General features: G+C 52.6%; 15 protein-coding genes. 10 read left to right on the top strand and 5 right to left on the bottom strand.

Annotation, left to right across the window (positions count from 1 at the left end; all coding sequences use genetic code 11):
- Window positions 1–13 precede the first annotated feature (13 nt).
- Window positions 14–7,597, top strand: a complete 7,584-nt coding sequence (locus tag BMX45_RS14395) for a pullulanase (RefSeq protein ID WP_090910257.1) — start codon at window positions 14–16, stop codon at window positions 7,595–7,597.
- A 216-nt stretch (window positions 7,598–7,813) separates the two neighbouring features.
- On the opposite strand, the gene BMX45_RS14390 is transcribed toward BMX45_RS14395, so the two are convergent.
- Genes BMX45_RS14390 through BMX45_RS14375 form a run of 4 tightly spaced genes read right to left on the bottom strand, consistent with a single transcriptional unit; the run spans window position 7,814 to window position 12,253 of the window.
- Window positions 7,814–8,590, bottom strand: coding sequence for a PHP-associated domain-containing protein (locus BMX45_RS14390; protein WP_090910256.1), 777 nt, complete (start codon window positions 8,588–8,590; stop codon window positions 7,814–7,816).
- A 37-nt stretch (window positions 8,591–8,627) separates the two neighbouring features.
- A complete protein-coding gene (locus BMX45_RS14385; protein ID WP_090910415.1) occupies window positions 8,628–9,437 on the bottom strand; it encodes an energy-coupling factor transporter transmembrane component T family protein in 810 nt (269 codons plus the stop codon).
- Window positions 9,412–11,370, bottom strand: a complete 1,959-nt coding sequence (locus tag BMX45_RS14380; RefSeq protein WP_090910255.1) for an ABC transporter ATP-binding protein — start codon at window positions 11,368–11,370, stop codon at window positions 9,412–9,414. The genes BMX45_RS14385 and BMX45_RS14380 overlap by 26 nt, the downstream gene beginning before the upstream one ends.
- Window positions 11,363–12,253: a DUF8171 family membrane protein gene (locus tag BMX45_RS14375; protein WP_090910254.1), complete on the bottom strand. Its 891-nt coding sequence runs from the start codon at window positions 12,251–12,253 to the stop codon at window positions 11,363–11,365. The genes BMX45_RS14380 and BMX45_RS14375 overlap by 8 nt, the downstream gene beginning before the upstream one ends.
- Before the next feature lie 198 nt (window positions 12,254–12,451).
- Here BMX45_RS14375 and BMX45_RS14370 point away from each other — a divergent pair, with 198 nt between their 5' ends.
- The 6 genes from BMX45_RS14370 (at window position 12,452) to BMX45_RS14345 (ending at window position 19,195) form a co-directional block, all read left to right on the top strand.
- Window positions 12,452–13,294 carry a MurR/RpiR family transcriptional regulator gene (locus BMX45_RS14370; RefSeq protein ID WP_090910253.1) on the top strand — a complete coding sequence of 281 codons (843 nt, stop codon included), beginning with the start codon at window positions 12,452–12,454 and terminating at the stop codon, window positions 13,292–13,294.
- 290 nt (window positions 13,295–13,584) lie between these two features.
- Complete coding sequence (tnpA, locus tag BMX45_RS14365) at window positions 13,585–13,986, top strand: IS200/IS605 family transposase (RefSeq protein ID WP_090910252.1); 402 nt, start codon at window positions 13,585–13,587, stop codon at window positions 13,984–13,986.
- 5 nt (window positions 13,987–13,991) lie between these two features.
- A complete protein-coding gene (tnpB, locus tag BMX45_RS14360; RefSeq protein WP_090910251.1) occupies window positions 13,992–15,131 on the top strand; it encodes an IS200/IS605 family element RNA-guided endonuclease TnpB in 1,140 nt (379 codons plus the stop codon).
- A 425-nt stretch (window positions 15,132–15,556) separates the two neighbouring features.
- The gene (locus tag BMX45_RS14355) at window positions 15,557–16,300 is read left to right on the top strand and encodes a hypothetical protein (RefSeq protein WP_012818581.1); all 744 of its coding nucleotides are present in this window, start codon (window positions 15,557–15,559) and stop codon (window positions 16,298–16,300) included.
- A 15-nt stretch (window positions 16,301–16,315) separates the two neighbouring features.
- A complete protein-coding gene (locus BMX45_RS14350) occupies window positions 16,316–18,004 on the top strand; it encodes a vWA domain-containing protein (protein WP_090910250.1) in 1,689 nt (562 codons plus the stop codon).
- Window positions 18,005–18,055: 51 nt separating this feature from the next.
- Window positions 18,056–19,195: a toxic anion resistance protein gene (locus tag BMX45_RS14345; RefSeq protein ID WP_090910249.1), complete on the top strand. Its 1,140-nt coding sequence runs from the start codon at window positions 18,056–18,058 to the stop codon at window positions 19,193–19,195.
- A gap of 77 nt (window positions 19,196–19,272) precedes the next feature.
- Here BMX45_RS14345 and BMX45_RS14340 read toward each other — a convergent pair whose 3' ends face one another.
- Window positions 19,273–19,896: a TetR/AcrR family transcriptional regulator gene (locus tag BMX45_RS14340; RefSeq protein ID WP_090910414.1), complete on the bottom strand. Its 624-nt coding sequence runs from the start codon at window positions 19,894–19,896 to the stop codon at window positions 19,273–19,275.
- A gap of 246 nt (window positions 19,897–20,142) precedes the next feature.
- On the opposite strand from BMX45_RS14340, the gene BMX45_RS14335 reads away from it, so the two are divergent.
- From BMX45_RS14335 to BMX45_RS14325, 3 genes are all read left to right on the top strand, one after another.
- Window positions 20,143–21,090, top strand: coding sequence for a phosphotransferase enzyme family protein (locus BMX45_RS14335; protein ID WP_254778074.1), 948 nt, complete (start codon window positions 20,143–20,145; stop codon window positions 21,088–21,090).
- 311 nt (window positions 21,091–21,401) lie between these two features.
- Window positions 21,402–23,000: an ABC transporter substrate-binding protein gene (locus BMX45_RS14330; RefSeq protein ID WP_090910248.1), complete on the top strand. Its 1,599-nt coding sequence runs from the start codon at window positions 21,402–21,404 to the stop codon at window positions 22,998–23,000.
- 99 nt (window positions 23,001–23,099) lie between these two features.
- On the top strand, window positions 23,100–24,050 hold the full coding sequence (locus tag BMX45_RS14325; protein ID WP_090910247.1) for an ABC transporter permease: 951 nt from the start codon (window positions 23,100–23,102) through the stop codon (window positions 24,048–24,050).
- The last annotated feature ends 10 nt before the right edge of the window (window positions 24,051–24,060 follow it).

Here is a 24,060-nt window from a genome sequence, read left to right as displayed (position 1 = left end):
GGTTATTTGTTTCATGAGAATGACGGTTTCAAGCAAACGAACGTGGTCCATCATCATGATTGTTTCGCTGATTTTCTCCATGCTCGGCATTCCGCCATCAACGGCCGATGCCAATAACGCCCCAAGCCAGGTTACGCTGGTGGGGACTCTGCAATCCGAATTAGGCCATAGCGGGGATTGGGATCCGACTGCCGCCGCGACAACCATGAACGATATGGGGAACGGAGAATACAGGTTCACCGGCAGCTTGCCTGCGGGATCGTACGAATACAAGATCGCGATCGACGGCAAGTGGGACGAGAATTACGGCTCCGCCCATTATTCCAATCCGAGCGGAGCGAACAAGGATGGCAACATCCTCATAACGCTCGCTCAAGATTCCCAGGTTACCTTTTATTACAACCATGGGACCCACCGGATCGCGGATTCTACATACTACGCTCCGATCGAGGCGGATAAGCTTCCCCGAGTGATCGGCAGCTTCCAATCGGGCATCGGAGAAGCGGCAGACTGGTCGCCTGCGGATGCGGGATTAATCATGCAGGATTCCGATTATGACCATGTATACACGGTGACGGCCGACGTGTACGAAGGGGATCATGAGTACCAAATCGCTTTGGGCAGCGATGCGGCAAGTCCGGTTCACCCCGCAAATCGGGAGGCGCTTCAGCTGCCGAAGGACGTTAAGGTTACGTTCAGCTACGATGCGGCCAATCACGGCGTTGCCGCTCATTTCACGGTACCCGCCGATCCGGGAACGCCGGTGCCGGCTAACCATCTGCGCGTCCATTACAACCGGGCTGACGCGAATTACGGGAGCGTCGGACTGTGGATATTCGATGACGTCGCATCTCCGTCCGCCAATTGGCCGGCAGGCGCAACGCCATTCCCTGGCGGGCAGCAGGACGCCTACGGGGCCTTCGTCGACATTCCGCTCAAGGACGGCGCCCAAAAAGTCGGCATCGTCGTTGTCGATCGCATCAGCGGCAATAAAGACGGCGGCGACAAGAAATTCAACCTAGCCTCGCCGGACATGAACGAAGTATGGCTCAAGGAAGGCTCCGATACGGTATACAGCTTTGAGCCTGTTGACCTGCCGGCGGATACCGTGCGCATCCACTATCAACGGCAGGATCAAAACTACGATCCGTACGGTTTGTGGATATGGGGCGACGATGTCGCTGCGCCTTCGAAAGACTGGCCGACGGGGGCTACCATGTTCCCTTCAGGCCAAACCGACCGATATGGCGCTTATGTGGACATTCCAATGAAGCCGGGGGCCCAGAAGATTAACTTCCTCGTGCTGGATCCGGCCAAAGGAGACGCCGGCAAAGACGGAGGCGACAAAGGCTTCACCCTGGTAGACCGATACCAGCATCTATTCATTCAAGAAGGCGACAACACCGTCTACACATCCCCGTATGGGGAAGTGCCTACCGGGTTGGTCTCGGCCGAGGTATTGGCTCCCGGAAAGCTCCAGCTCGGATTTACCATGACCGATGGTTTGGAAGCGGATACGCTGAAGAATGAGCTGCTGATTAAGAATAAGGACGGCCATCCGGTTGCCATTCAAAACGTGAAGATTACCGGAAACACGACCATCGAAGTATCAGCATCATTTCAGTTGGATCAGATACCGCTAAGCGTAACTTACGCCGGCAAAACCGTATCCGCCTCCACTGGCTGGAGAATGCTGGATGAGATGTACGCTTACGACGGCGATGACCTCGGGGCGACTTATCAGGCTGGAGGAGCCGAGCTTAAGCTGTGGGCACCGACGGCGACCGAAATCACCGCAAATGTGTACAGCAAGGATGATGCCACGCTGTTTATCGGCAATGTCGCCCTCCAAAAGGGTGATAAAGGGGTATGGTCGGTTCGGTTGAAGCCGGGAGACCTCGGCATCCAAGATTTTAGAGGATATTTCTATCAATATGAAGTGACCAACAACGGCGTGACGAAAACCGTGCTGGATCCATATGCCAAATCCATGGCGCAATTCCGAGTGAACACCAAGGGCGAAGTTGGACCGGACGGCGATACCGTCGGCAAAGCCGCGATCGTCGATTTGAGTCAAACGGATCCCGCCGGCTTGGATTTTGCGGACATTCCGGGCTACGAGCAGCGGGAAGACGCCATCATCTGGGAGATTCACGTCCGGGATTTCACGTCGGATCCGACGATTGAGAACGACCTGCATAACGCGACTTGGGGATCCTACGACGCGTTCAAAGAGAAGCTCGAATACATCAAGTCCCTGGGCGTCACCCATGTTCAGCTGCTGCCCGTGATGGCTTGGTATTACGGTGACGAAGCGGCCATGAAGAACAGGGAGCTGGATTATTCGGCCAAAGACAATGAGTACAACTGGGGGTATGACCCGCACAGCTATTTCTCCCCTGACGGTGCTTACTCCGAGGATCCAACGGATCCCGAGCTTCGCATCAAAGAATTGAAGGCGATGATCCACGCCATTCACGAGGCGGACATGGGCGTCGTATTGGACGTGGTCTACACCCATATGGCCAAGGCAGATTTCTTGAATGATATCGTGCCGAACTATTATGCATTCCAGGATGCCAACGGCAATTTCATCGGCGGCTTCGGCAACAATCTGGCGACCAACCACAAGATGGCCGAGAAGCTGATGGTGGACTCCGTGAAATACTGGTTCGACGAATACAAAATCGACGGCATGCGCTGGGACATGATGGGCGACGCCACCTATGAAGCCGTGCAGAACGCTTATGATGCCGCTGCAGCCATCAACCCGAAAGCGCTGTTTATCGGCGAGGGCTGGGTCACGTTCGGCGGCCATCTGTCGGATCCCTCCCTGGCAGGCAAGGGTGCGGACCAGAATTGGATGGATAAAACGGACGACGTCGGCGTTTTCTCCGATGAGTTCCGCAACGAGCTGAAATCCGGCTTCGGCAATGAAGGCGAGCCTCGATTCATTACAGGCGGCGCGCGCGACATCCAAACCATTTTCAACAATATCAAGGCGCAGCCGAGCAACACGAAGGAAGACGATCCGGGTGACATGGTTCAATACATTGAAGCCCATGACAATCTGCCGCTGTACGACATTATTGCGCAGTCCATCAAAAAGGACCCGTCGGTTGCAGGGAATGATCTGGAGATCCATAAGCGCATTCGCCTGGGCAACTTGCTCACCTTGACCTCGCAAGGAACGGCGTTCCTCCATGCAGGACAGGAGTACGGGCGGACCAAGCAATGGCTGGGCCCAGGGGTTCCCGAGCAGAAATACCATGAATTAGAGGATGAGGCAGGAAACCGTTTCGGTTATTTCATCCATGATTCCTACGACTCCTCCGATGCCATCAACATGTTCGATTGGGAGAAAGCGACGGATGAAGCCAAATATCCGGAGAATAACAAGACGCGGGCATATACGACCGGACTGATCGAGTTAAGAAAATCGTCCGATGCTTTCCGTCTCGGCGATCAGTCGATGGTGAATTCGAACGTAACGCTGCTGCAGATTCCCGAAGTAAAGGCGCAGGATCTGGTCATTGCATATAAGAATAAAGCGACGGACGGAACCGGTCATTATTATGTGTTCGTTAATGCGGATAATCAGTCGAGAACGCTTACGCTAAGCGAGGATCTGAGCTCCGGCACAGTGGTGGTCGATAACGATGAAGCCGGCACGACCGGCGTCAAAGCGAAGTCCGGCTTCACGTTAACCTCCGGCTCGATCACGCTTGAGCCTCTGACGGCCGTTGTGATCAAGACGGACGCCGCGGCAGCCGTACTCCGCGCGATAGCGGTAGACCAAGATAGTTACTCTTTGCAGACGGGTAAGACGCATCAAACCGCGGTATACGCTGAATACGAGGACGGCAGCAAGCGAGCCGTAACGAAACAAGCAACTTATGCATCCAGCAACCCGCTGGTGGCATCGGTAACGGCCGCAGGCATGGTGAAGGGAGTTTCGGAAGGAACGGCGGTCATAACCGTTTCCTACCGGGGGTTCCAGAAAGAGATTACCGTAACCGTTACAGCCGATGCAGTGGACAATAAACGGTATGTGCAGCTTAACTACATTCGGCCGGATCAGGATTATGCGGATTGGAATTTGTGGGTTTGGAATACGGGGGCAACGAACGGTGAGATTGACTTTGAAAAGATAGAGAATGGCGTGGCTACCGTACAGATTGAGGTGGCACCCGAAACAACAGGCGTTGGTTTCGTTCTGCGCAAAGGAACGAATTGGGATACGGCCAAGCAGGATATCCCGGATGACCGGATCATTCCGCTTCAGCCAGGCGAGGCCTTCACGAAAGTGAATGTGACCAGCATGGTGCATGAGCTGGAGATTTTGCCGAGCATTACGGGGCCGACGCTTGAAGGCGGTAACATTACGTTCCATTATCGGGACGATCAATTGTTCAGGGACGGCCGGATGGATAGCATCTCTGACGTGAAAGTGAAGATTAACGGGAAGCTGGAAACGATGGTCTACGTTCCTGACAAGGAATGGTTCAGTTATACGCTTAAGGGCGTTGCTCCCGGAACGTACGAATACACGTTCATCGTCAATCATAACGGAACCACGAAGGAAGTCACCGATCCGAAAAACACGGTGAACGGAAAGTCGCAGGTGGTTTACCGCGATCCGACCGTGACCATCGGGGCGAAGGTAACCCCTGGTTCCATCTCTTATGATGAAAATGCGGTGCTAAACTTGAATGTAACCTCTTCGGAGCCCGTTGCTTACAAGGAAGCGTTCGTCGACCTGACGGAACTGGGAGGACCGGCCCGAGCGAAGGTTGATACAGAGCTGCTGGAGCACAGTATTGCCGTAAAGGATACGGTCACGGCCGGCAGCAAGAAAATTGGAATCACGCTAGTCGACCAATACGGCAATAGGCATACCGGCGAAGCCGCGGTAACGGTGAAGCCAAGAATCGCAGGCGGCAAACTCGATTTCGATTGGGACGAGGCGCGCATTTATTTTGTGCTGACCGACCGTTTCATGGATGGGGATGCTTCCAACAATGCAAATGTTGACAAGAATCACCCGGAAGCTTATCATGGCGGGGATTTCAGAGGACTGATCGATAAACTCGATTACATCGAGGATCTGGGCGTGAACACGCTGTGGATCACGCCGATTGTGGATAACATCGATTTCAATCAGGGTGCAGGCTTCGGCGGCAAGCAATATGCGTATCACGGCTATTGGGCCAAAGATTTTACGAAGATCGATGAACATTTGGGCGATCTGGATACTTTTAAGGAGCTAATCGATAAGGCGCATGACCGGGGCATCAAAATTATGGTGGACGTCGTGGTCAACCATACGGGATATGGCCTGAAGCCGGGAGACAGTGCGCCCGGTATCACGCAGGAAGATAAGGACCGGTTTAAAGATATGCTCCGTACAGACGGTCTGTCGGCCGATACGGACCCGATCAAAGGCGAATTAGCGGGGCTGCCTGATTTCATAACGGAGAATCTGGCTGTCCGCCAGCAGATCATCGATTGGCAGGCAGGCTGGCTGGAGCGTGCCAAAACCGACCGCGGAGACACAATCGACTACTTCCGCGTGGATACGGTGAAACACGTGGATGAAACGACATGGAAGGCGTTCAAAAATGCGCTGACCCATCTCGATCCGAGCTTCAAAATGATTGGTGAATATTTCGGAGCTACGGTTGACAGCGATGGCGGAACGCTTCAGAGCGGACAGATGGACAGCTTGCTGGACTTCGGCTTCAAAGGAAAGGCCAAGGAATTCGTGAACGGCAGCGTGGAATCGGTTGAGGCCTACCTGGCTGACCGCGAATCGAAGCTGGATAACACCCGAATGATGGGGCAATTCCTGAGCAGTCATGACGAGGATGGCTTCCTGACCCACTACGTGGATGGCGACAAGGCAAAGCTGATGGCGGCCGCAGCGCTGCAAATTACATCCAAAGGCCAGCCGGTCATCTATTATGGCGAAGAGCTTGGGCGCTCCGGCAAGAATGCCGGGGATATGAGCAAAGGCGAATTTAGCGAGAACCGTGGCGATATGCCATGGGACCAACTGGAGGCCGAGAAGAAGCTGCTCACGCATTACCAGAAGCTCTTGAACATTCGAGCGGCAAACTCGAAAGTATTTTCAAAAGGAACGCGCACATCCATTGCGGCTTCGAATGCGGATGGTTATATTGCATTCGACAAGCAGTATAACGGACAGCATATCGTTACCGCGATTCATGTGAAGAACGAACCGAAAGAAGTCGTCCTGTCTGTGCCGTTTAAGGCGGGCAGCAAGGCGAAGGATTTGTACGGCGGCAGTGTGTATAACGTAACGGCCGATCAGAAAGTGACGCTGACTCTCCCTGCCATGTCGGATGGCGGTACCGTCATTCTGGCTGCAGTGCCAGCTGAAGGCGGCGGCAACGGCAGCAACCCCGGCAGTGGAAACGGAGGCGGGGGAACAGGCGGCAATCCGCCTACCGATCCGGGAACGAAGCCAAATCAGGGTCAGCGGATCGTTAACGAAGAATCGCTGCGCGGCGGGCAAGAGAAAGTAACGATTCAGCTAGGTGCCGAGGATATCGAAGTTCTCCTGCCGCTGACGGCAGGGGATATTTTGGGGGCGAAGCCGCTGGAGCTGAAGCAGGACGGCGTGATGGTACAGCTTCCGTCCGCGCTGCTCAAAGCGCTGCGCCAGCTCGTACCGGCCGAGCAGGCTAAGGATGCGGTCATCTCGTTTAAGCTGAAGGAGGTTGGATCGCAGACAGCCGCCTCTCTCGTAGCCAAAGCAGCTGCTGCCGGGAAGGCTAAACTGAAGCAGGGCAGCAAGATGTACGAATTAGATCTTAACGTCCGTACGAAAGACGGCAAGGCATATAAGCTGGAGCATTTCATAGCACCTGTAATGATTGCTTTTCCAGTCGACAGCGCCATTCACGGCGAGTTGGCCGGCATCTACGGCATTTCGGAATGGGGACCATTGAAATATGCCGGCGGCAAGCCGGTAAACGGGCAGCTGACGGCTGAAGTCAGTCAATTGAGCTACTATGCCGTGCTGGAATACGACAAATCGTTTGCCGACCTTGCCGGCCATTGGGCGGAGCAAGCGGTAAAAGAGCTGGCAGCCAAGCATATAGTGAATGGCACCGGTGATACGAAATTCAGTCCGCATCAGCCGCTGACGCGCGCACAGTTCGCCGCGATGCTCGTTCGTGCCCTGGGCCTTGAAAGCACCCAAGACACGACCTTCACGGATGTGGAAGGGGATGCATGGTATGCTTCGGCGGTTGCGGCGGCTTCCCAGCACGGGCTGGTGAACGGCAGAGGCAAGGAGACGTTCGCGCCGAACGCGGCCATCACCCGCGAGGAGCTGGCTGTGATGCTTTATCGTGCTTATCAGACCAAGGGAGACGCTTCCTCTTTAGAGGAAGCACCGGACCTGAAAGATCAGCAGCAAATTTCTTCATGGGCACTCCAAGAGGTGAATGAAGCCTTGGCCCTTGGCTTGATGAAGGGGCATGCCAATGGCATGTTTACGCCTCAAGCCAAGACCACCCGTGCGGAAAGCGCGCAAGCCATGCTGAATCTGTTGGACCGACTGCAGTAATTCCGCCCATCCCGCCGATTCGTGCAACGCTGGAATGGGGGTAGAGAGCCGGTTCGGACGGGAATGACATGGGATCGAGTCGCAATGAAACAATCTTTCGGAAACGCAAGGAGCCTGGACATGGATACATGACCAGGCTTCTTTTTCGTACATGAAATGTAAATGAATACACGGCGGGGGGCCTAATGAACTTTGGCGTAGTTCACGTTTCACTAGCTAGATGACGGCTGAGGGGGACTGGAGGCGGATGATCTCCTTCATGAGCTTTTTCAGCATGACGGATGCTTTGACCTTAATAGGCAGGCTGTCCGAGACATGAAGCTGGTAAGCGCCTTGCATAATGGCATCCTTGAGATCGGCGGCGGATTCGCAAGGCATTTGCAGCTCGTTATAGACGCTTCCGAATTGGAGGCATTGATGCGTATCGCTTCCCGCCGTAACAGGTTTGCCGAGATCGGCGGCGAAACGTTGAACCTGATCTTGATTGGCTTCGCTGCCGTATTGGTACATATCCTTGGCATTGAGATCAAAGGCGTCCAGGCGGCTCAACTGGCTGCGCGTGAGATGGTGGAGCGGCGTGCTCTCCCGGAACGGATGGGCTCCGATCTTGAGCAGCGGGAAGCCTTCGGCCAAGTCCATCAGATCATCGAAAGGGATGAAAGCGCCCTTCTCCGTATACCCGTCCAGGCGACGGCGGGTTTCCAGAATGAACTCCTTCCGGCCGATCAGCAGAATGTGGCCGGTTTCCCGGATGTCCACTTCCATCCCCGGAAAGATCTTCAATCCGCCTGCATCGTAGTATTCGCCATTATAGGGAAACATGCAGTCAAGCTGCCGGTACACCTCGTCAAAATGGCGCGTGTTAAAATGCTCGGTCAAAGCGAGCGCATCAAGTCCGTTGTCCAGCGCCTCCCGGATCATCTCCTCATAATAATTTTTAGAGAAATCGGACGCTTTGGACAATTTGGCGTGAGTATGGAGATCAATTTTCATATTCGAACACTCCTTGTCAAAGTCAGTAATTTTAAGGTCAGCCGAACCAGAACAATAATGCGGTATATGCTGCCGTTCCGGTCAGGAACACCGCATCCCGCGCCGACAGGGTCAGGTGGGACAGCTTCAGCTTCTTGGCAGCCGGATTCTTCATGCCGTAGGAGAACCCGCGGGTCTCCAGCGCTTCTACCGTCGTGCGGGACCGTTTGGCGGTCGCCAGCATCAAAGGGAAAAAGGATAGCATCAGCAGTTTCATGTAATAGGCCGCGAGCCGCCAGTAGAGAAAACCGGGATGTTCCGGCGCTTTTCCCCGAAGCCGGTAAGAGAGCAGCACATGGCGAAATTCTTCGAACAATACGGGGAGTATCCGATAGCCGTACGACAAGCTGAACGAGAAGGCGGCAGGCATGCCGAGCGCAAGCAGCCCGTCGCTGATTTTCTCGGGATCCATGCCGGAGAACACCGTAATGCTTGCAAGCGATACAACCGACAGCTTTAAAGTGAGTTTCAGCAGCGGAAGCGCCGAGCTGACGTCCCCGCCGAAAAAGAGGGACACCACAAACAGCCAGCCGACCTGGCCGATCAGGCCCAAGCAAAGTACGACGATAATAAACGGTGTAACCCGCGACAGAATGGTGGTGACCACCATCATGAGAAACAATCCGGCCAGCACGGTAATGCTTGAAATAAACCAGGGCGCTATAGCAAAGAACAGGTACCAGATCAGCATGCATCGGGGATCGAGCCGGGAAAGGGCGACATGGCCGCTCCCGTAGGCGGTATTCATCAACTCGAGTTGAATCCGTTCAATCGAAATCTTGTTAAACCAGTTGCGGACTAGCTGCATGGCAGTGAATCTCCTTTCCGCTCAGAATGCCGTACATATGCCGGGCAAACTCGTCCGGCGAGCTGGTCGCGGGCACGACGCCAAGCCTTATGGATAAATCCATCATCTGGGTCGGTGCGAGCCCGGCCCGGGAAATAAGCTCCGAATCGGCGAAAATCTCGGAGACGGTACCGTCGCCGGCCACGACGCCTTGATTCAAGACGATCACTCTGGTCGCCCATTCGTGAACCAGCTGCATATCATGGGTGGCGATGACAACGGTACGGACATGGTCCTCCAGCTCCTGCAGCGTATCCAAAAGCTCTTCGCGAGTGGACATGTCCAGATTGGCCGTCGGCTCATCCAGCAGAATCAGCTGGGGCATCATGGCAGCTCCAATAGCCAGGGATACGCGGCGCTGCTGACCACCGCTGAGGAGACGGGCATCCCGTTCTTTGAGAGGCTGAAGCCGGAAATGAGTCAGCATGCGATGAACCCTATCCTCAGCACCCGGGTAACGGCGGCTCTTCAAGCCATAGGCCACTTCTTGATACACATTGTCTTCAATGAACATATCCTCGGGATTTTGGAAGACGTAAGCCACGTTAGCGGATATTTGCTCCATCGATACATCCTTTGTATTCCTGCCCATGAATGCGACAGAGCCGCCGGAAGGCTTGGCGATGCCGGCGATCAGCTTCAGAAGCGACGATTTACCAGCGCCGTTGTTGCCGACAAGCGCGATGCGTTCGCCTTCATGCAGGATAAGATCAATGCCTCGGAGAACCTCGTGCTCCGTTTTATGAATCGTTCGGTAGCGAAGTGCGGTATGGTGGAACTCCACCAGCGCGCCCTGTCCCCCTTGCCGTTCCGATTCATCGCCCTGCAGGATGCGGTTCTGGTCGGAATCCGTGTCCTTCGCGGTTGAGTCAGCGGATGAAGCATCGTCAGCTCTAGCGTCGGTTGGTGGATGATCAAGCAGCAACGGAGTATCCGCGTGTCTGTTCAGAAGCTTTCCAAAATAGGCTTCGGCTTCCTCGGCGGTAATAGGGTAAGGCTGCTTCAGCCGATATCCGGACAATTCCATAGAATGAGAGCAGGAGACGTCCGTTATCGAGTGCCTATCCTGCGGACTGCCGGGGGCCATGCCGCCATTCAGCAGAATCGCAGACAGCTGTACCGCGGCTTTGGTCACCTGGGGCGGCTGGATGCCCAGCCGCTCCAGATCCTCAAGGCTGTTCAGCGCTTCAATGACCGGGCGTTGCCACAGCACCTTCCCCTGCTCCATCAGGCACACTTCCTCGCAGTAGTCGGCAATAAACTCCGCATGATGCTCAATCACGATAACGGTTTTTCCATGAACCTGATTCAATTGGCGGAGCACATCATACACTTGCCTGGCGTGCTGGGGGTCGAGCTGGGATACCGGCTCATCCACCACGAGAATGTCCGGCTCCAGCGAGAGGGCTCCCGCCAAGGCGAGCAGATGCTTCTGTCCCCCGCTCAGTTCCCATATATAGCGGTCCTTCAGATGGGTTAATCCGCACATTTCGAGTGCCCTGGCGCCCATGGCCCGGTAGTCCGGGAGCCCGTAATTGAGCGGAGCGAAATGGGCTTCATCCATGACGGTGGGGCGGACTAGCTGGTTATCAAAATCTTGATAGACATACCCCACCATGCGCGATAGCTCGGAGACTGTCCGATTCTCGGCGGAAACCCCGCAGATTTCGACGGTACCGGTGAAATCGCCTGAATAATAGTAGGGAATCAATCCGTTGAACAGCTTGCAGAGCGTGGATTTGCCGCAGCCGTTCCCTCCGATGATCGCCGTAAAGCTGCCGCGGCGAATATGAAGGGAAGCTTCCTTCAGCACAGGCTGCTCCGAACCGGGATAGGCAAAGGTGACGCCTGCGATTCGGATGGCCGGATGGTCATGAACGAACGGATTAGGCATAAGGCGGGTTCTCCGGCATTTTCTCTTCGTGAAGGCCGCGGTTTCTTTTGGCCCGCATGAAAGCCAGTACTGCAACGGCCACGATGGCGGCTGCACCGATGCTGATCCAGATCGCGCCGATGCCGAACCGGTCTGCAAATCCGCTGTCCCACTCGCCGAGGTTCCAGTCCGTTTCCGAAAGGGATTCCGCTCCGAAGGCAATCAATGCCAAAACGATTCCAGCCAGAACTAGCTTGGGCGAGACGATGCCGGCGGCTTCGTATTGGGTAAGCTTCTGGCGGGGTTTGATGCCGAGCAGCGGCTCGATTTTTCCATACAATCTTGGAACCAGATATAATGTAGGCAGAAGAGCGAACAGAATGCCGGAGAACAGCACATCGTTCAGGAAACCGATGCCTTCGACAAGGACCACGCTTTGTGCAAGCCCGGGCACGGCTTCGAATTCCTCGACGCCGATCCAGACCTTGCCGATATCCACCAGAGAGCTGCACAGCTGGTGGATGATGACGCCCGACATGGCAGCGATGCCGACCTGAGCGCGGCTGAGGGGGTTTTTGACCAGACGGCCGGCAACGTACATGGCGAAGGAGAAGGTAAGAAACTTCTCCAGCTCTCCGAGACCGCCGAATTGCCCGAGCATCAGTTCACCGAAGATGACTTCGCCGAGCGCAGCCCCCACAGCAGCATAAAAAGGATGAAACAGCATGCAGAGGGTTAGGGGAATGAACGCGAAATATTCGACCGAAAGCTCGATCGGACCCAGGCGAAACGCGGGAATGAGCTCGGTGAACATGTTGGACAGGCCGTACAGCGACATGGACAGCACGAAAATCATCATTTTCTGCGAAGAGGTCAGGGTATAGACCCGTGAATTGCTTGCCATTAGAGAGAAGCCTCCTTGGGAATGGGATTTGCTATCAGTATAGGAGGCGATTATTAAAATGAACGGAGTATTATGTCAACGTATTGTAATATTTTTTACAAAAATATAATCATGAAATAAAATTTACATAAAAATCACGGCGTATGATGAACTCATGCCCAATTACGATGATTTCATTGCAGAAGGAGTGCAGCATCATTGAAGAATCTGTTTCCCGATACATCCGGGCTGTCGCCGAGCCAGCTCAAAATCGCCGATTTTATCGAACGTAATCCCGAGGAGATGCTGTTCATGACCGAGCAGGAAATCGCCGACAGGCTTGGCACCAGCATTGCGACCGTTTCCCGGTTTTGGCGTGCCGTCGGGCACGAGAATGCCAAGGCGTTCAAGCTGAAGCTGCGGGAATCCTCGGATACGACGCCTGCCGTAAAGCTGGAAAAAACGATATCCCGGCTGGACGCGTCCAGTCTGCCCGCGAAAATGCTGGAACAGGCGAAGCATCATCTGCAAGACACGATGGAGAAGAACCGCCCGGACGAGCTGGAGGAGGCAGCCCGTCTAATGGCCTCGGCAAGACGCGTGTATGTGCATGCGCCTGGTCCGTCCCTCTCGCTGGGCGAGCTGATATCGTACCGTTTATCCCGGTTCGGCATGTCGGTGCGAATCATGGCCGGCAGCGGTCATGAACTGCTGGAATCGCTCGCGCATGTAGAAAGAGAAGATGTTGTGCTGATCTTCAGCTTTACTCGGATGCTCCCGGAAACGGAGGTCATCCTGGACTGCGTAAGCCGCGTGCAGAATGCGGCGATCATGATCACGGACCGGGAGGAGTTCCGGTATGGAACGCCGGCGCAGATCTCCTTTTTTGTCAGTCGGGGGGATATGGGCGAATTTCATTCCATGGTGACGCCATTGCTGCTGATCGAGCAGCTCATTCTTAGCATGGGCATGCTGAATAAAGAGAAGGTGCTCGGCAAGCTGGATTACTTGGTCGAGTTGCGGACCCGATATGCGGATAAGCTGCCCAGAGGCAAAGCTTGAAGGTTTATAGTTCCGCCGGCAGCCATCCCTAATAGAAGTCGTTCAGGCACGCCCTGAAGGACTTTTTTTGCGTCTTTTGTCGCAGAACCATTGGATTATTTATGTAATTTTGATGAGCCAGCTTTCGCAAATTAGTCGTGCGTTAGAAAGCTTCGGACAAAGCGTGCCATATGATACGTCGATTGTCCGACATATGTTTGGTCATTAATTAACTTTTACGCCTGTGAAACAATAAAAAAATGGTTCTTTTTGCTATGACATATGTTACTCTAAACAAGAGGTGGTAATATATGTCTGCAATTAAACATGGACGAGGTTACGTATACTCAATCCAGTATCATATCGTATGGTGTGTGAAAGACCGCCATAAGGTGTTGCTTAACGGTGTAGACAAAAGACTTAAAGAGATGCTTTGTCAGATAGCATCAGACAACAACTTTGAAATCGTTGAGATCGAAAGTGACAGTGATCATGTTCACTTATTGGTCGAATGCTCACCACAACACGCTATCCCTTCTATCATTAAAGCATTGAAGGGAGTATCCGCAAGATTGTTGTTTAAAGAGTTTCCTCAGCTAAAAAAGAAGCTTTGGGGAGGCAATCTTTGGAACCCATCTTACTTTGTAGCAACAGTTAGCGAAAATACAGAATCTCAAATTAGACAATATATACAAAACCAGAAAGTGAAGTGATATCCATGCTAGTACACAAGGCGTACAAGTTCCGCATGTATCCTACAACAGAGCAAGCTGTCCTCATTTCTAAGACGATTGGCTGTAGTCGCTTTGTGTTCAATCACTTTCTGGGGAAGTGGAATACAACTTACAAAGAGACGGGCAAGGGACTTACTTACGGAACATGTTCAGCCGAACTAACCAAACTTAAGAAGGAGCTGGATTGGCTCAAAGAACCCGATAAGTTCTCTTTGCAGAACGCACTAAAGAATTTAGCAGACTCGTATTCTCGCTTCTTCAAAAAGCAGAATGATGCTCCAAGATTCAAGAGCAAGAAGAGCCCTGTTCAGTCTTATCAAACCAACTTCACCAACAACAATATCGCTATAATAGACAACAAAATCAAACTTCCAAAGTTAGGTTTAGTTAAATTTGCAAAATCCAGAGAAATAGAAGGGCGTATATTGAATGCTACAGTCAGACGCAACCCCACGGGTAAGTATTTTGTGTCTATACGTGCTGAAGTAGAAGTGGAAGCATTGGCTGAGACGAACTCTTCGGTTGGAATCGATGTGGGATTGAAGAAATTTGCCGTTCTGACTAATGGGGGAAACTTTCCAAACCCTAAGTTCTTTCGAACGCTAGAAGCAAAACTAGCTAAAGAACAACGTATTCTATCAAGAAGGAAAGAATTAGCATTGATACAAAAGAGATCTCTTGCTGAATCGAGAAACTATCAGAAGCAAAAGCTTAAGGTAGCTAGAATCCATGAACGTATTGCCAATTCGAGAGCAGATTACTTACATAAGATTTCAACGCATATTGTCAAAAACCACGACAACATTGCGATTGAAGACTTGCAAGTAAAGAATATGCTGCAAAACGGCAAACTAGCAAAGGCAATTAGCGAAGTATCTTGGACGCAATTCAGAACGATGTTAGAGTACAAGGCGAAATGGTATGGACGCACAGTGGTCGCTGTATGCAAAACGTTCGCATCTTCACAACTATGCTCATGTTGTGGGTTTAAGAACAAAGAGGTTAAAAACCTGAAGCTTCGTGAATGGACTTGCCCAGTGTGCTATTCTCATCACGATCGAGATTGGAATGCAAGTAAGAATATCCTCCATGAAGGAAAAAGACTTCTGTCTGCACAGTTGTAGTGAGTCGTTGTGCAGTAACCGTAGGAATTTACGGGGATAGCCTAATTAATTAGGGTTCGATAGAACCCTGTACTTAGGAATCTCGTCACTTTAGTGATGAGAGGTTCAAATAGTTACCCTACCTCTATGAACTTGCTCGCCTCGGCCTGGCCCCTCTGTTTTACCGCCGTTTTCTACGTATCCACCATGGCTTTCTTAAACACGGGACGGTCATGCCCGCATCATGTTATCCAAGTGAAAATCCGATAAAGAAATGAATGGATTACATATCGGCAGGGCTGCCTGGAGAGGAAAATGCATCTAACTTCGAATTGAGACGTAGTATGTGTTATATCCTTTAATTACCTATGTTTTTACGGATGTTTTATAAGCGGTTATAGGTCGAATCAGTCATCGCTCTATAGGAGTAGGGGAGGTGTTAATTCTTGAATGGCTCGAAGTCCGCGAAGCTGCTCCTGCTTATGGCGGTTATCGCGATCGTGAATATTGTCCTGGTTTCGCCCGGGCTGCTCGGCTTCCAAGTCGGCGGCGATAACGCTTTCCAGTCTGCACTGGTCATCACCGTATGGGTGGTCAGTATGCTTGCACTCTTTTATGGAAGTTATGTTTTGTTGTTCAAGTCTCCGGCTGCAAAACCGATCCAAACGATTCAGACCCGCGAGGATTACATAGAGGCGCTTCACCATTACCGCAATGTGAAAGTGCTGAAGAATGATATCGCTCTTGCCCTGGACCAATTGGAGCGAATCGAGAAGAAGAGAAACGCGCTGCTGGGCGTTCTGGGTCAGCGTTTTCAGCCAACGGAGCTCAGTTACAAGAAATTCATGGGGGTCATCGATGAAGTCGAGAAGCTGTTCTACCTCAATATCCGAGGGATACTGAACAAGCTTGGCGTCTTCGCCGCATCCGATTTCGCCCGCATGGCGGATCAGCCGAAAGCCTCCCAGCTGTCCAGCAAGGTGGCGCAGAAAAAAACGGCGTTATACCAAGAGTACTTGGCTTACGTGACCGGTTATCTGGAGGCGAACGAGGAAATCATGCTCAAGCTTGATAAGCTGCTGCTGGAGATCTCTTTGCTCGGCAGCACCGATTACCGGGATGTGGAGGATATGCCGTGCATGAAGGAAATCGATGCGTTAATCAAGCAAACCAAATTATACAAGCAATAAGAGAGGGAGATGATTATGCGAAGCAAGGGTAGTGCCTTTGTCGTATTAGTGGCCATTGCAGTGGTCGTGTTTGTTCTAGTGTACGCGGGGATCACATTGACCTCCAATCTGGGCAAAAGCCAAGCCGAGGTCGATTCGGAAGGCGCGGCTAAAAAGATCAACAAAATCTACAAGGATATAACTGTCACGACAGCCGATCCCATCAAAGGCCAAGTCGATCTGGACCCGGTGGCCGTCGCGGATTCCCTGCCCGATATATCCAAGTTCCCGATCTCGGTCGAGAATACGACGGACTTGTACGTGGAGATTTTTTCCTCGCCTGAGAAGGCGGGACCGGGCATTGACGGATGGCTGAACGAAGTGGCAGAGGAATTCAACAAATCCAAGCCGGTAGTGAATGGCAAGCCGGTATCCGTGAAGATCCGTAATATCGCTTCGGGAACCGCAACCGATTACATAACATCCGGGAAGTACGTACCGGACGCTTTTACGCCTTCCAATGAGCTGTGGGGGGAGATGGTCAAGGAATACGGCGTCAAAGCCGAGCTGGTATCCAAGCGCCTGACGGGGAACGTCACCGGCGTCGTCACCCGAAAAGCCAAATACGACGAGCTGGTGGAGAAGTACGGCTCCTTGAACGTCAAGACGCTGACGGATGCGATAGCGAATAATGAATTGGCGATGGGATACACGGATCCTTTTGCCAGCTCCACGGGTCTCAACTTCCTGATCACGGCCCTTGAAACGTTCGACAGCAACGACATACTGGGTGAGAAGGCGGTACAGGGCTTCGAGAAATTCCAAGCGAACGTTCCTTTCACGGCTTCCACCACGATCCAGATGCGCGATGCGGCGAAGTCCGGCATGCTGGATGCCTTTGTCCTGGAGTATCAGACCTTTGTCAACGCGGCGGATATGAAAAGCGGTTACGTCTTTACCCCGTTTGGCGTAAGGCACGACAGCCCTTTGTACGCGCTCGGGAAATTGCCGAAGGAGAAGCTGGACATCATCAAGAAATTCGCGGAATTCGTTGAGCAGGACAAATACCAGCAGATGGCCGACAAAAAAGGGTTCAACGGTCTTAATGATTACCAATCCGAGCTCGAGGTCGTCGACAGCAGCCTGCTGCCGTCCGCCCAGAAGCTCTGGAAGGAGAAGAAGGATGGCAACAAGCCGGTTGCGGCCGTGTTCGTGGCGGACGTATCGGGGAGCATGGACGGCGAGCCGTTAAACCGTCTCAAGGAATCGTTGTTGACGGGACAGAAATATCTGGGCCGGGACAACAGCATCGGCTTTGTATCGTATTCCACGGACGTTACGATTAACCTTCCGATCGGCAAATACGATTTGAATCAGCAGTCGATGTTTGTCGGTGCGATCAACAGCCTCGAGGCCAGCGGGAATACCGCGACCTTTGACGGCATCGTCGTGGCGATGAAGATGCTGCAGGACGAGATGGCGGCGAATCCGGACGTGAAACCCCTGATTTTTGTGCTGAGTGACGGGGAGACGAACGTGGGACATTCTCTTGACGATATCCGCGGACTGATCCAAGCCTTCAAAATCCCGGTGTATACGATTGGCTATAATGCCGACATTCAGGCGCTCCAAAGCATTTCCAGCATCAATGAAGCTGCCAGCATCAACGCCGATACCGATGATGTCGTATACAAAATCGGCCAGCTGCTGAATGTGCAAATGTAGCAATTTTTCATAACGATATCGGTTTATCAGAAACTTGAAGGAGGGGTTATATTGTCATTTACGATGGAAGTCATAAGTCCTGAGGAGATCAAGACGGCGATTGAGGAGCAGGTGAAGCCTGAGCCGGAAGAAGTCACGCAGCTGAAGGAGCTGGCGGCTAACAATGTGCAGGCCATCATGGAGCTGGATATCGAATCGCTCGAGAAGCGAAGACAGGTATTGCAATCCATTGAAAGCTTTGGCATCAGCACGATGAGATCCTCCTCGGAGAAGAACGCGCTCCTGCAGGTTCAGGTGGGGAGATTATCGAAAACCGGGGACGAAGGCGGCGAAGTGGCTAAAGGGTTAACGGAGCTGCAGCTGCAGCTGAAGGATTTGGATCCTAGCGTCGTGGATTTTGCGAAGAGCGGGCTGCTGGGCATGGTGTTTAACCCGCTGCGCCGATATTTTGCCAAGTTCCAAAAGGCGGATGCCGTCATTTCGGACATCATCATTTCTCTGGATAAAGGAAAAACCGTATTAAAGAATGACAACACCACGCTGGAGATTGAACAGCAAACCCTCCGCGAGCTCACCAAAAAGCTGCAAAAGGAAATTCAGCTGGGCATGCTCATGGACGCGGAGATCGAATCCCAGGTCGAGGCGGCCAAAATACGGCAGGAGTCGGAGGATAAAATCCGGTTTATTACCGAAGAGGTGCTGTTCCCGCTGCGCCAGCGCGTGATGGACCTGCAGCAGATGCTGGTCGTAAACCAGCAGGGAATTATGGCGATTGAAGTGGTCATTCGGAACAACAAAGAATTAATTCGCGGCGTGGATCGGGCGAGAAACGTAACGGTAACGGCGCTGAAAATATCGGTCACGGTGGCAAGCGCCCTGTACAACCAGAAGATTGTCTTGAAGAAAATCGAGCTGCTGAACGAAACCACCAACAACCTGATCAGCGCCACCTCCAAAATGCTGAAGGATCAGGGCGCGGCGATTCACAAGCAATCGCTGGAAACGAGCATTTCCGTTGATACCTTGAAGCAAGCGTTCACGGATGTGCTGTCAGCGCTTGATTCCATTAGCACTTACAAACAGGAGGCTCTCCCGCGCATGCGCGAGACGATCCATCAGTTCAGTGAGCTGGCGGTCACGGGCGAGCAGCAGATTCAGCGCCTGGAGCGGGGACAGAAGCTCGGCTTGTAGGAGAAGCCAGGGATACCATCAAGAAAAGAGTGTGCAGACGTAATGCTGCGCACTCTTTTTACTTGGCACCAAGTCTCTTATGTCCGCAAATAATTAAGCAGAATGTGCTTCAGAATCGCCAGCTGCTTCTCGGGCGCGAGGTCCGGCTCGACCACGAGAATGTTTTTCTGAAGGGACAGCTTTCTGGCAAAAATGCCGAATGTATTCACGATGGTGGTCAGCGTCTCGGCAATCGGAAGATCGGCCTGAACCGATCCATCCTCGATGCCCTGCTCCACGATGGTCGAGAATACCTGGGATATATCCCGGTAGACGGCGTTAAACAGCTCGATGTTCTCAAGAGGCTCTGTAAACTGAGCCGCATAGCTCTCGAAGTTCTCGAGCAGTTTCACGTTCGAGCTGGTCTGCTGCTCCAGCAGGGAAATAAAATGGTCGAACAGCAACTCCAGCTTCTCCATGCAGGAAATCGGCTGTTCCGCGACGGAGCGGAAGGTCTCGCGAACGGTCTCCAGCATTTTCGTGGCAACGGCAACGACGAGTTTCTCTTTGCGGGGAAAAAAACGAAAAACGGTAGCTACGCCCATGGCAGTCTCGGTGGCTACATCCTGCATGGTGGCTTTTTCAATGCCTTTATGTGTAAATACGCGCTCGGCTGCTTCGATGATGAGTTGGGTTCGGGCGTTTCGGGTTTCGGGATTCATAATAAGGCCCTCTTTCTTGCATGACGATTTTATGTTACCCGTATTATATCCTCCCACCCTTTTGACGACAACAAGAGCGTATACATCGGCGGAGAAAGCGGCCGGCACAAGGACCGCTGTTTGATGGCGTTTTTCCAATGGAATATTCATGAGGGCTCGGCATTGCATGCAGGAGCCGCTTACATATTTGCAGAAATCATTCATCATTGATTTCAATATCATCCGGCTTGAAGGGAGGCGCTGCGAGTGGAACGACGGAGCGAGCTTATGGCCGCGGCTGCGAGCAGGTTCGGACTTTTGGAGCGGGATAGACGCCAGACGCATTTTTCCGAACACAGCCTTGTCCGTTCTTATCGAAGGGACGAGAAGACCGTGTATGTGCGCTTGACCGACGAGTCCCACAAACCCTATGCGAAGATTGCCGGGGAGGTGCGGTGGGTAGAGTTTCTTGGGAGTAAGGGCGTTTGCGTTTCGAAGCCGCTCCATTCGGCAGCCGGGAACCTTGCGGAGCGAATCCGGATGGAGGACCGGGAATATACGGCGGTCTGTTACGAGGAAGCCAAGGGGCGTCCGGTTGGGGAGAACGAAGCCGGCGAGGATTTATACAGGCGGATGGGCCAATTCATGGGAGGCATGCATCGTATCACCCAAGAGTATATCCATCAGGACCCCTTCACGAGACGGCCCAATTGGTCGTACGAGGCAGAGAAGGTTCGACATCTCGATTTACCGCCCTCTGAGAAGGGAATTGCTTTTCGTTATCAAGCCTTGTGCCAGTATATATCGAAGCTCCCGGTTTCTAGGGAGACTTACGGATTGATCCATGCCGATTTTCATTACGGCAATTTTTTTGTCCAGGGGGATGCGTTGTGCCTGATTGATTTCGATGCAAGCCGTTATTCATGGTTCGTGGATGATATAGCCGTCGCCGCCTTCTTCTCGGGTTTGACCGAAGGGGCCGATCCGGAGAGAGGTAAGTTCCTGATCCCTTTCCTGGAAGGATACCGTCTGGAGCGTTGCCTGGAGGAGGAGTGGCTTCAGGAAATCCCCTATTTCATGAAGCTGAGAGAAATGGGGCGGTATATGAAGCTGTTCCATGCCTGCCGCGGAAATTTCGACAAACTTCATCCCTGGGGACAGTGGTATATGAAAGGGCGCAGGGAAAAGATTTTGCAAAGCGATCTGTCACTTTAATAAAGAGCCTTGGTTCGAAAGACGGACCAAGGCTTGTTTATATTTCGGGGGAAGGCTGGCTGCGGCGGTTAAGGCGATGGGGAGGAACGAAGTCCTTGCAACTCAGATCTATTAATTTTCGCCAATAGGAAATTAATTCTAGTGCGATCAATTATTGCATTGACAGCCCAAAGCGAATCTATTAGTATGTGCATAGCTTATTAAACCTACCAGATAACTTAGATTTATGGGGTGCGTTCGTTTTACGAGTTTTTGACAGAGCATGATGCATACATTTCGTATGCATATGTCTACTACATGGGGGGATTACAATGAAAGCCAGAAAGTTAGGTTTACTCTTATCGTCGATCGTGCTGATGCTGTTGATCGCGGCATGCGGCAACGGCTCCGATCCGGCGGCAGAGGGCACAGCCGAAGACAAAGGAAGCGAGAAGCAAGCCGAACAGCAAGAGTACAAAGACGAGCTGAACATCGCGCTTACAGCTCAGCCGCCAACGCTGGATACGGCCTTGACGGTATCGGCGGTTGCACTGGATACCGCCGGCAATATCTTCGAGCAGCTCTACACGCTGAATGCAAACTATGAGCCCGTACCGGCTCTGGCAGAGTCGGTTGAACGAAGCGAGGATGGTTTAACGTATACGTTCGCTCTTCGCCAAGGCGTGAAGTTCCACAACGGGAAAGAGATGACGTCCGAGGATGTTGTAGCCTCGATGAACCGCTGGCTGGTGACTTCGTCCCGGGCGAAGGTGCTGCTGACGAATGCCAAATTCGAAGCCGTCGATGCGTATACCGTGAAGCTGACCGTAGAGTCGCCTACGTCGGACGTGTTGATTCTTATTGCATCGCAAGCGCAGTTCCCTTCCATCATGCCGAAAGAGATCGTGGACGCAGCGCCGGCTGACGGAATCAAGGAGTACATCGGTACAGGACCTTATAAATTCCAGGAATGGAAGCAGGATCAGTACATCCATTTGGTGCGAAACGACGATTATCAGCAGGTGTCGGATGCGGAGCCAAGCGGATTTGACGGGCGAAAAGAAGCTCCCGCCAAAGATCTGTATTTCCATTTCGTCACGGACCACTCCACGCGCATTGCAGGCGTGAAGACCGGCCAGTACGATGTGGCGGACAGCATTCCGATCGAAAGCTATGATGAACTGGCTGCCGACAACAACATCAACCTGCTTTCGTTCCCTGGCGGTGCCCTGACGGCATTTTTCAATACCAGCGAGGGATTGTTAAAGGACGTGAAGATTCGCCAGGCCATTCTCGCCGCGTTCAATAATGAGGAGATCATGTTGGCGAGCTTCGCCAAGCCGGATTTGTACTCTTTAGCGCCGGGTTATCTGAATACGAATCAAGTTCAATGGTCGACTGAAGCCGGAGCGGAGTATTACAACCAGTCCAATCCGGATAAGGCCAAGCAGCTGCTGCAAGAAGCCGGGTATAACGGCGAAGAAATCACGCTGCTGACGACCAAGGACTATAACGAAATGTACACGGCTACCTTGGTCATCCAGGAACAGCTTCGTCAGATCGGCATGAACGTAAAAGTGGAGAACTTCGATTTCCCGACGTTCCTGGAAACGAAGAACGACCGTTCCAAGTGGGACATCTTTGTTGCCAGCACGGGCTATCAGCTTACTCCGCCGCAGCTGCTGGCCGTTAATCCGGATTGGGCCGGACTCGACAATGAAACGGTCAAGCAGGCACTGATCGATATTCGCAGCGCAGCCACGCCGGAAGCCGCCAAGCAGGAATGGGAGAAGCTGCAGGGCTTCCTGTACGAATTCGCTTCCTCCACCGTGATCGGCCATTATAATGGCGTCGTCGCCACATCGAAGAAGCTTGAAGGTTTCGAGCTGTTCGAAGCACCGGTGGTTTGGAATGCCAAAGTAGCGAAGTAAGCGTATATGGAGGGTGTTACAAGTTACCGGAGTAACTTCGATAACACCTTCCTTTTTTGAAATTGGATTCATAGACCATGTACAAATGAGGGATTTGCCGTGCTGGCTTATATTACGAAAAGACTTTTGTCGCTGATTCCCGTACTGGCCGTTGTCACCATCGCTATATTTCTGATCATCCACATAACGCCAGGGAATCCGGCGGCGGCCATCTTGGGAATGGAGGCGTCGCAGGAGGAAATAGAGCAGCTGAATCAGGACCTTGGACTGGACCGCCCGATACTTGAACAATATACGAGCTGGGTAGCCAACGTGTTCAAGGGGGATCTGGGGGATTCGATTTTCATGAATCAGCCGGTCAGCGAAGCCATTGCGGAGCATATTACCCCCACGCTATCGCTGGCCATTCTGGCACAGGTCATCGCGATCCTGCTCGCGATTCCCTTCGGGATTATCGCCGCTTACAAGCGAGGGTCCGTCGCCGATTATACATTGATGGGGATATCCTTGCTGGGCATGGCCTTGCCCAGTTTTTTGCTGGGATTGTTCCTTATGCTGTTCGTTGGCGTCAAGCTGCAGTGGCTGCCGGTCGCTGGATATGAACCGCTTAGCAGCGGGCTATGGGAACATGTGAAGTATCTGATTCTTCCCGGCATTTCCCTTGGAACCATACAGGCGGCCCTGATTACGCGGATGACCCGTTCGTCCATGCTGGAAGTGCTGAATTTGAATTTCATCAAGACAGCCAGATCCAAAGGCCTGCATGAAATGATGGTGCTGTTCAAACATGCGTTTCGGAGCGCGTTTCTGCCCATTCTGACCGTCATTGGACAAACCTTCGGCACGTTGGTTACGGGAGCGGTGGTCGTGGAGGCCATATTCAACATTCCCGGTCTGGGTCAATTGATCTTGAATTCCATTGCCAGAAGGGACTTTGTGGTGATCCAAGGGGTGGTGCTCGTCGTCACGCTGATGTACGTCACCATCAACTTGATCATCGACTTGTTATACGGCGCGGTTGATCCGCGCGTTCGATTGGATCGCAAATAAAAGAGGTGTA

Origin of the sequence: Paenibacillus sp. cl141a (assembly GCF_900109305.1) — a bacterium.
GTDB lineage: Bacteria > Bacillota > Bacilli > Paenibacillales > Paenibacillaceae > Paenibacillus_AQ > Paenibacillus_AQ lautus_A.
This window is presented reverse-complemented; position numbering and strand designations above follow the sequence as displayed.

Coding starts and splice junctions, on each gene's coding strand:
- BMX45_RS14395 (WP_090910257.1), top strand. CDS start 14: ATGAGAATGACGGTTTCAAGCAAACGAACGTGGTCCATCATCATGATT.
- BMX45_RS14390 (WP_090910256.1), bottom strand. CDS start 8,590: ATGAAAATTGATCTCCATACTCACGCCAAATTGTCCAAAGCGTCCGAT.
- BMX45_RS14385 (WP_090910415.1), bottom strand. CDS start 9,437: ATGCAGCTAGTCCGCAACTGGTTTAACAAGATTTCGATTGAACGGATT.
- BMX45_RS14380 (WP_090910255.1), bottom strand. CDS start 11,370: ATGCCTAATCCGTTCGTTCATGACCATCCGGCCATCCGAATCGCAGGC.
- BMX45_RS14375 (WP_090910254.1), bottom strand. CDS start 12,253: ATGGCAAGCAATTCACGGGTCTATACCCTGACCTCTTCGCAGAAAATG.
- tnpA (WP_090910252.1), top strand. CDS start 13,585: ATGTCTGCAATTAAACATGGACGAGGTTACGTATACTCAATCCAGTAT.
- tnpB (WP_090910251.1), top strand. CDS start 13,992: ATGCTAGTACACAAGGCGTACAAGTTCCGCATGTATCCTACAACAGAG.
- BMX45_RS14350 (WP_090910250.1), top strand. CDS start 16,316: ATGCGAAGCAAGGGTAGTGCCTTTGTCGTATTAGTGGCCATTGCAGTG.
- BMX45_RS14340 (WP_090910414.1), bottom strand. CDS start 19,896: ATGAATCCCGAAACCCGAAACGCCCGAACCCAACTCATCATCGAAGCA.
- BMX45_RS14330 (WP_090910248.1), top strand. CDS start 21,402: ATGAAAGCCAGAAAGTTAGGTTTACTCTTATCGTCGATCGTGCTGATG.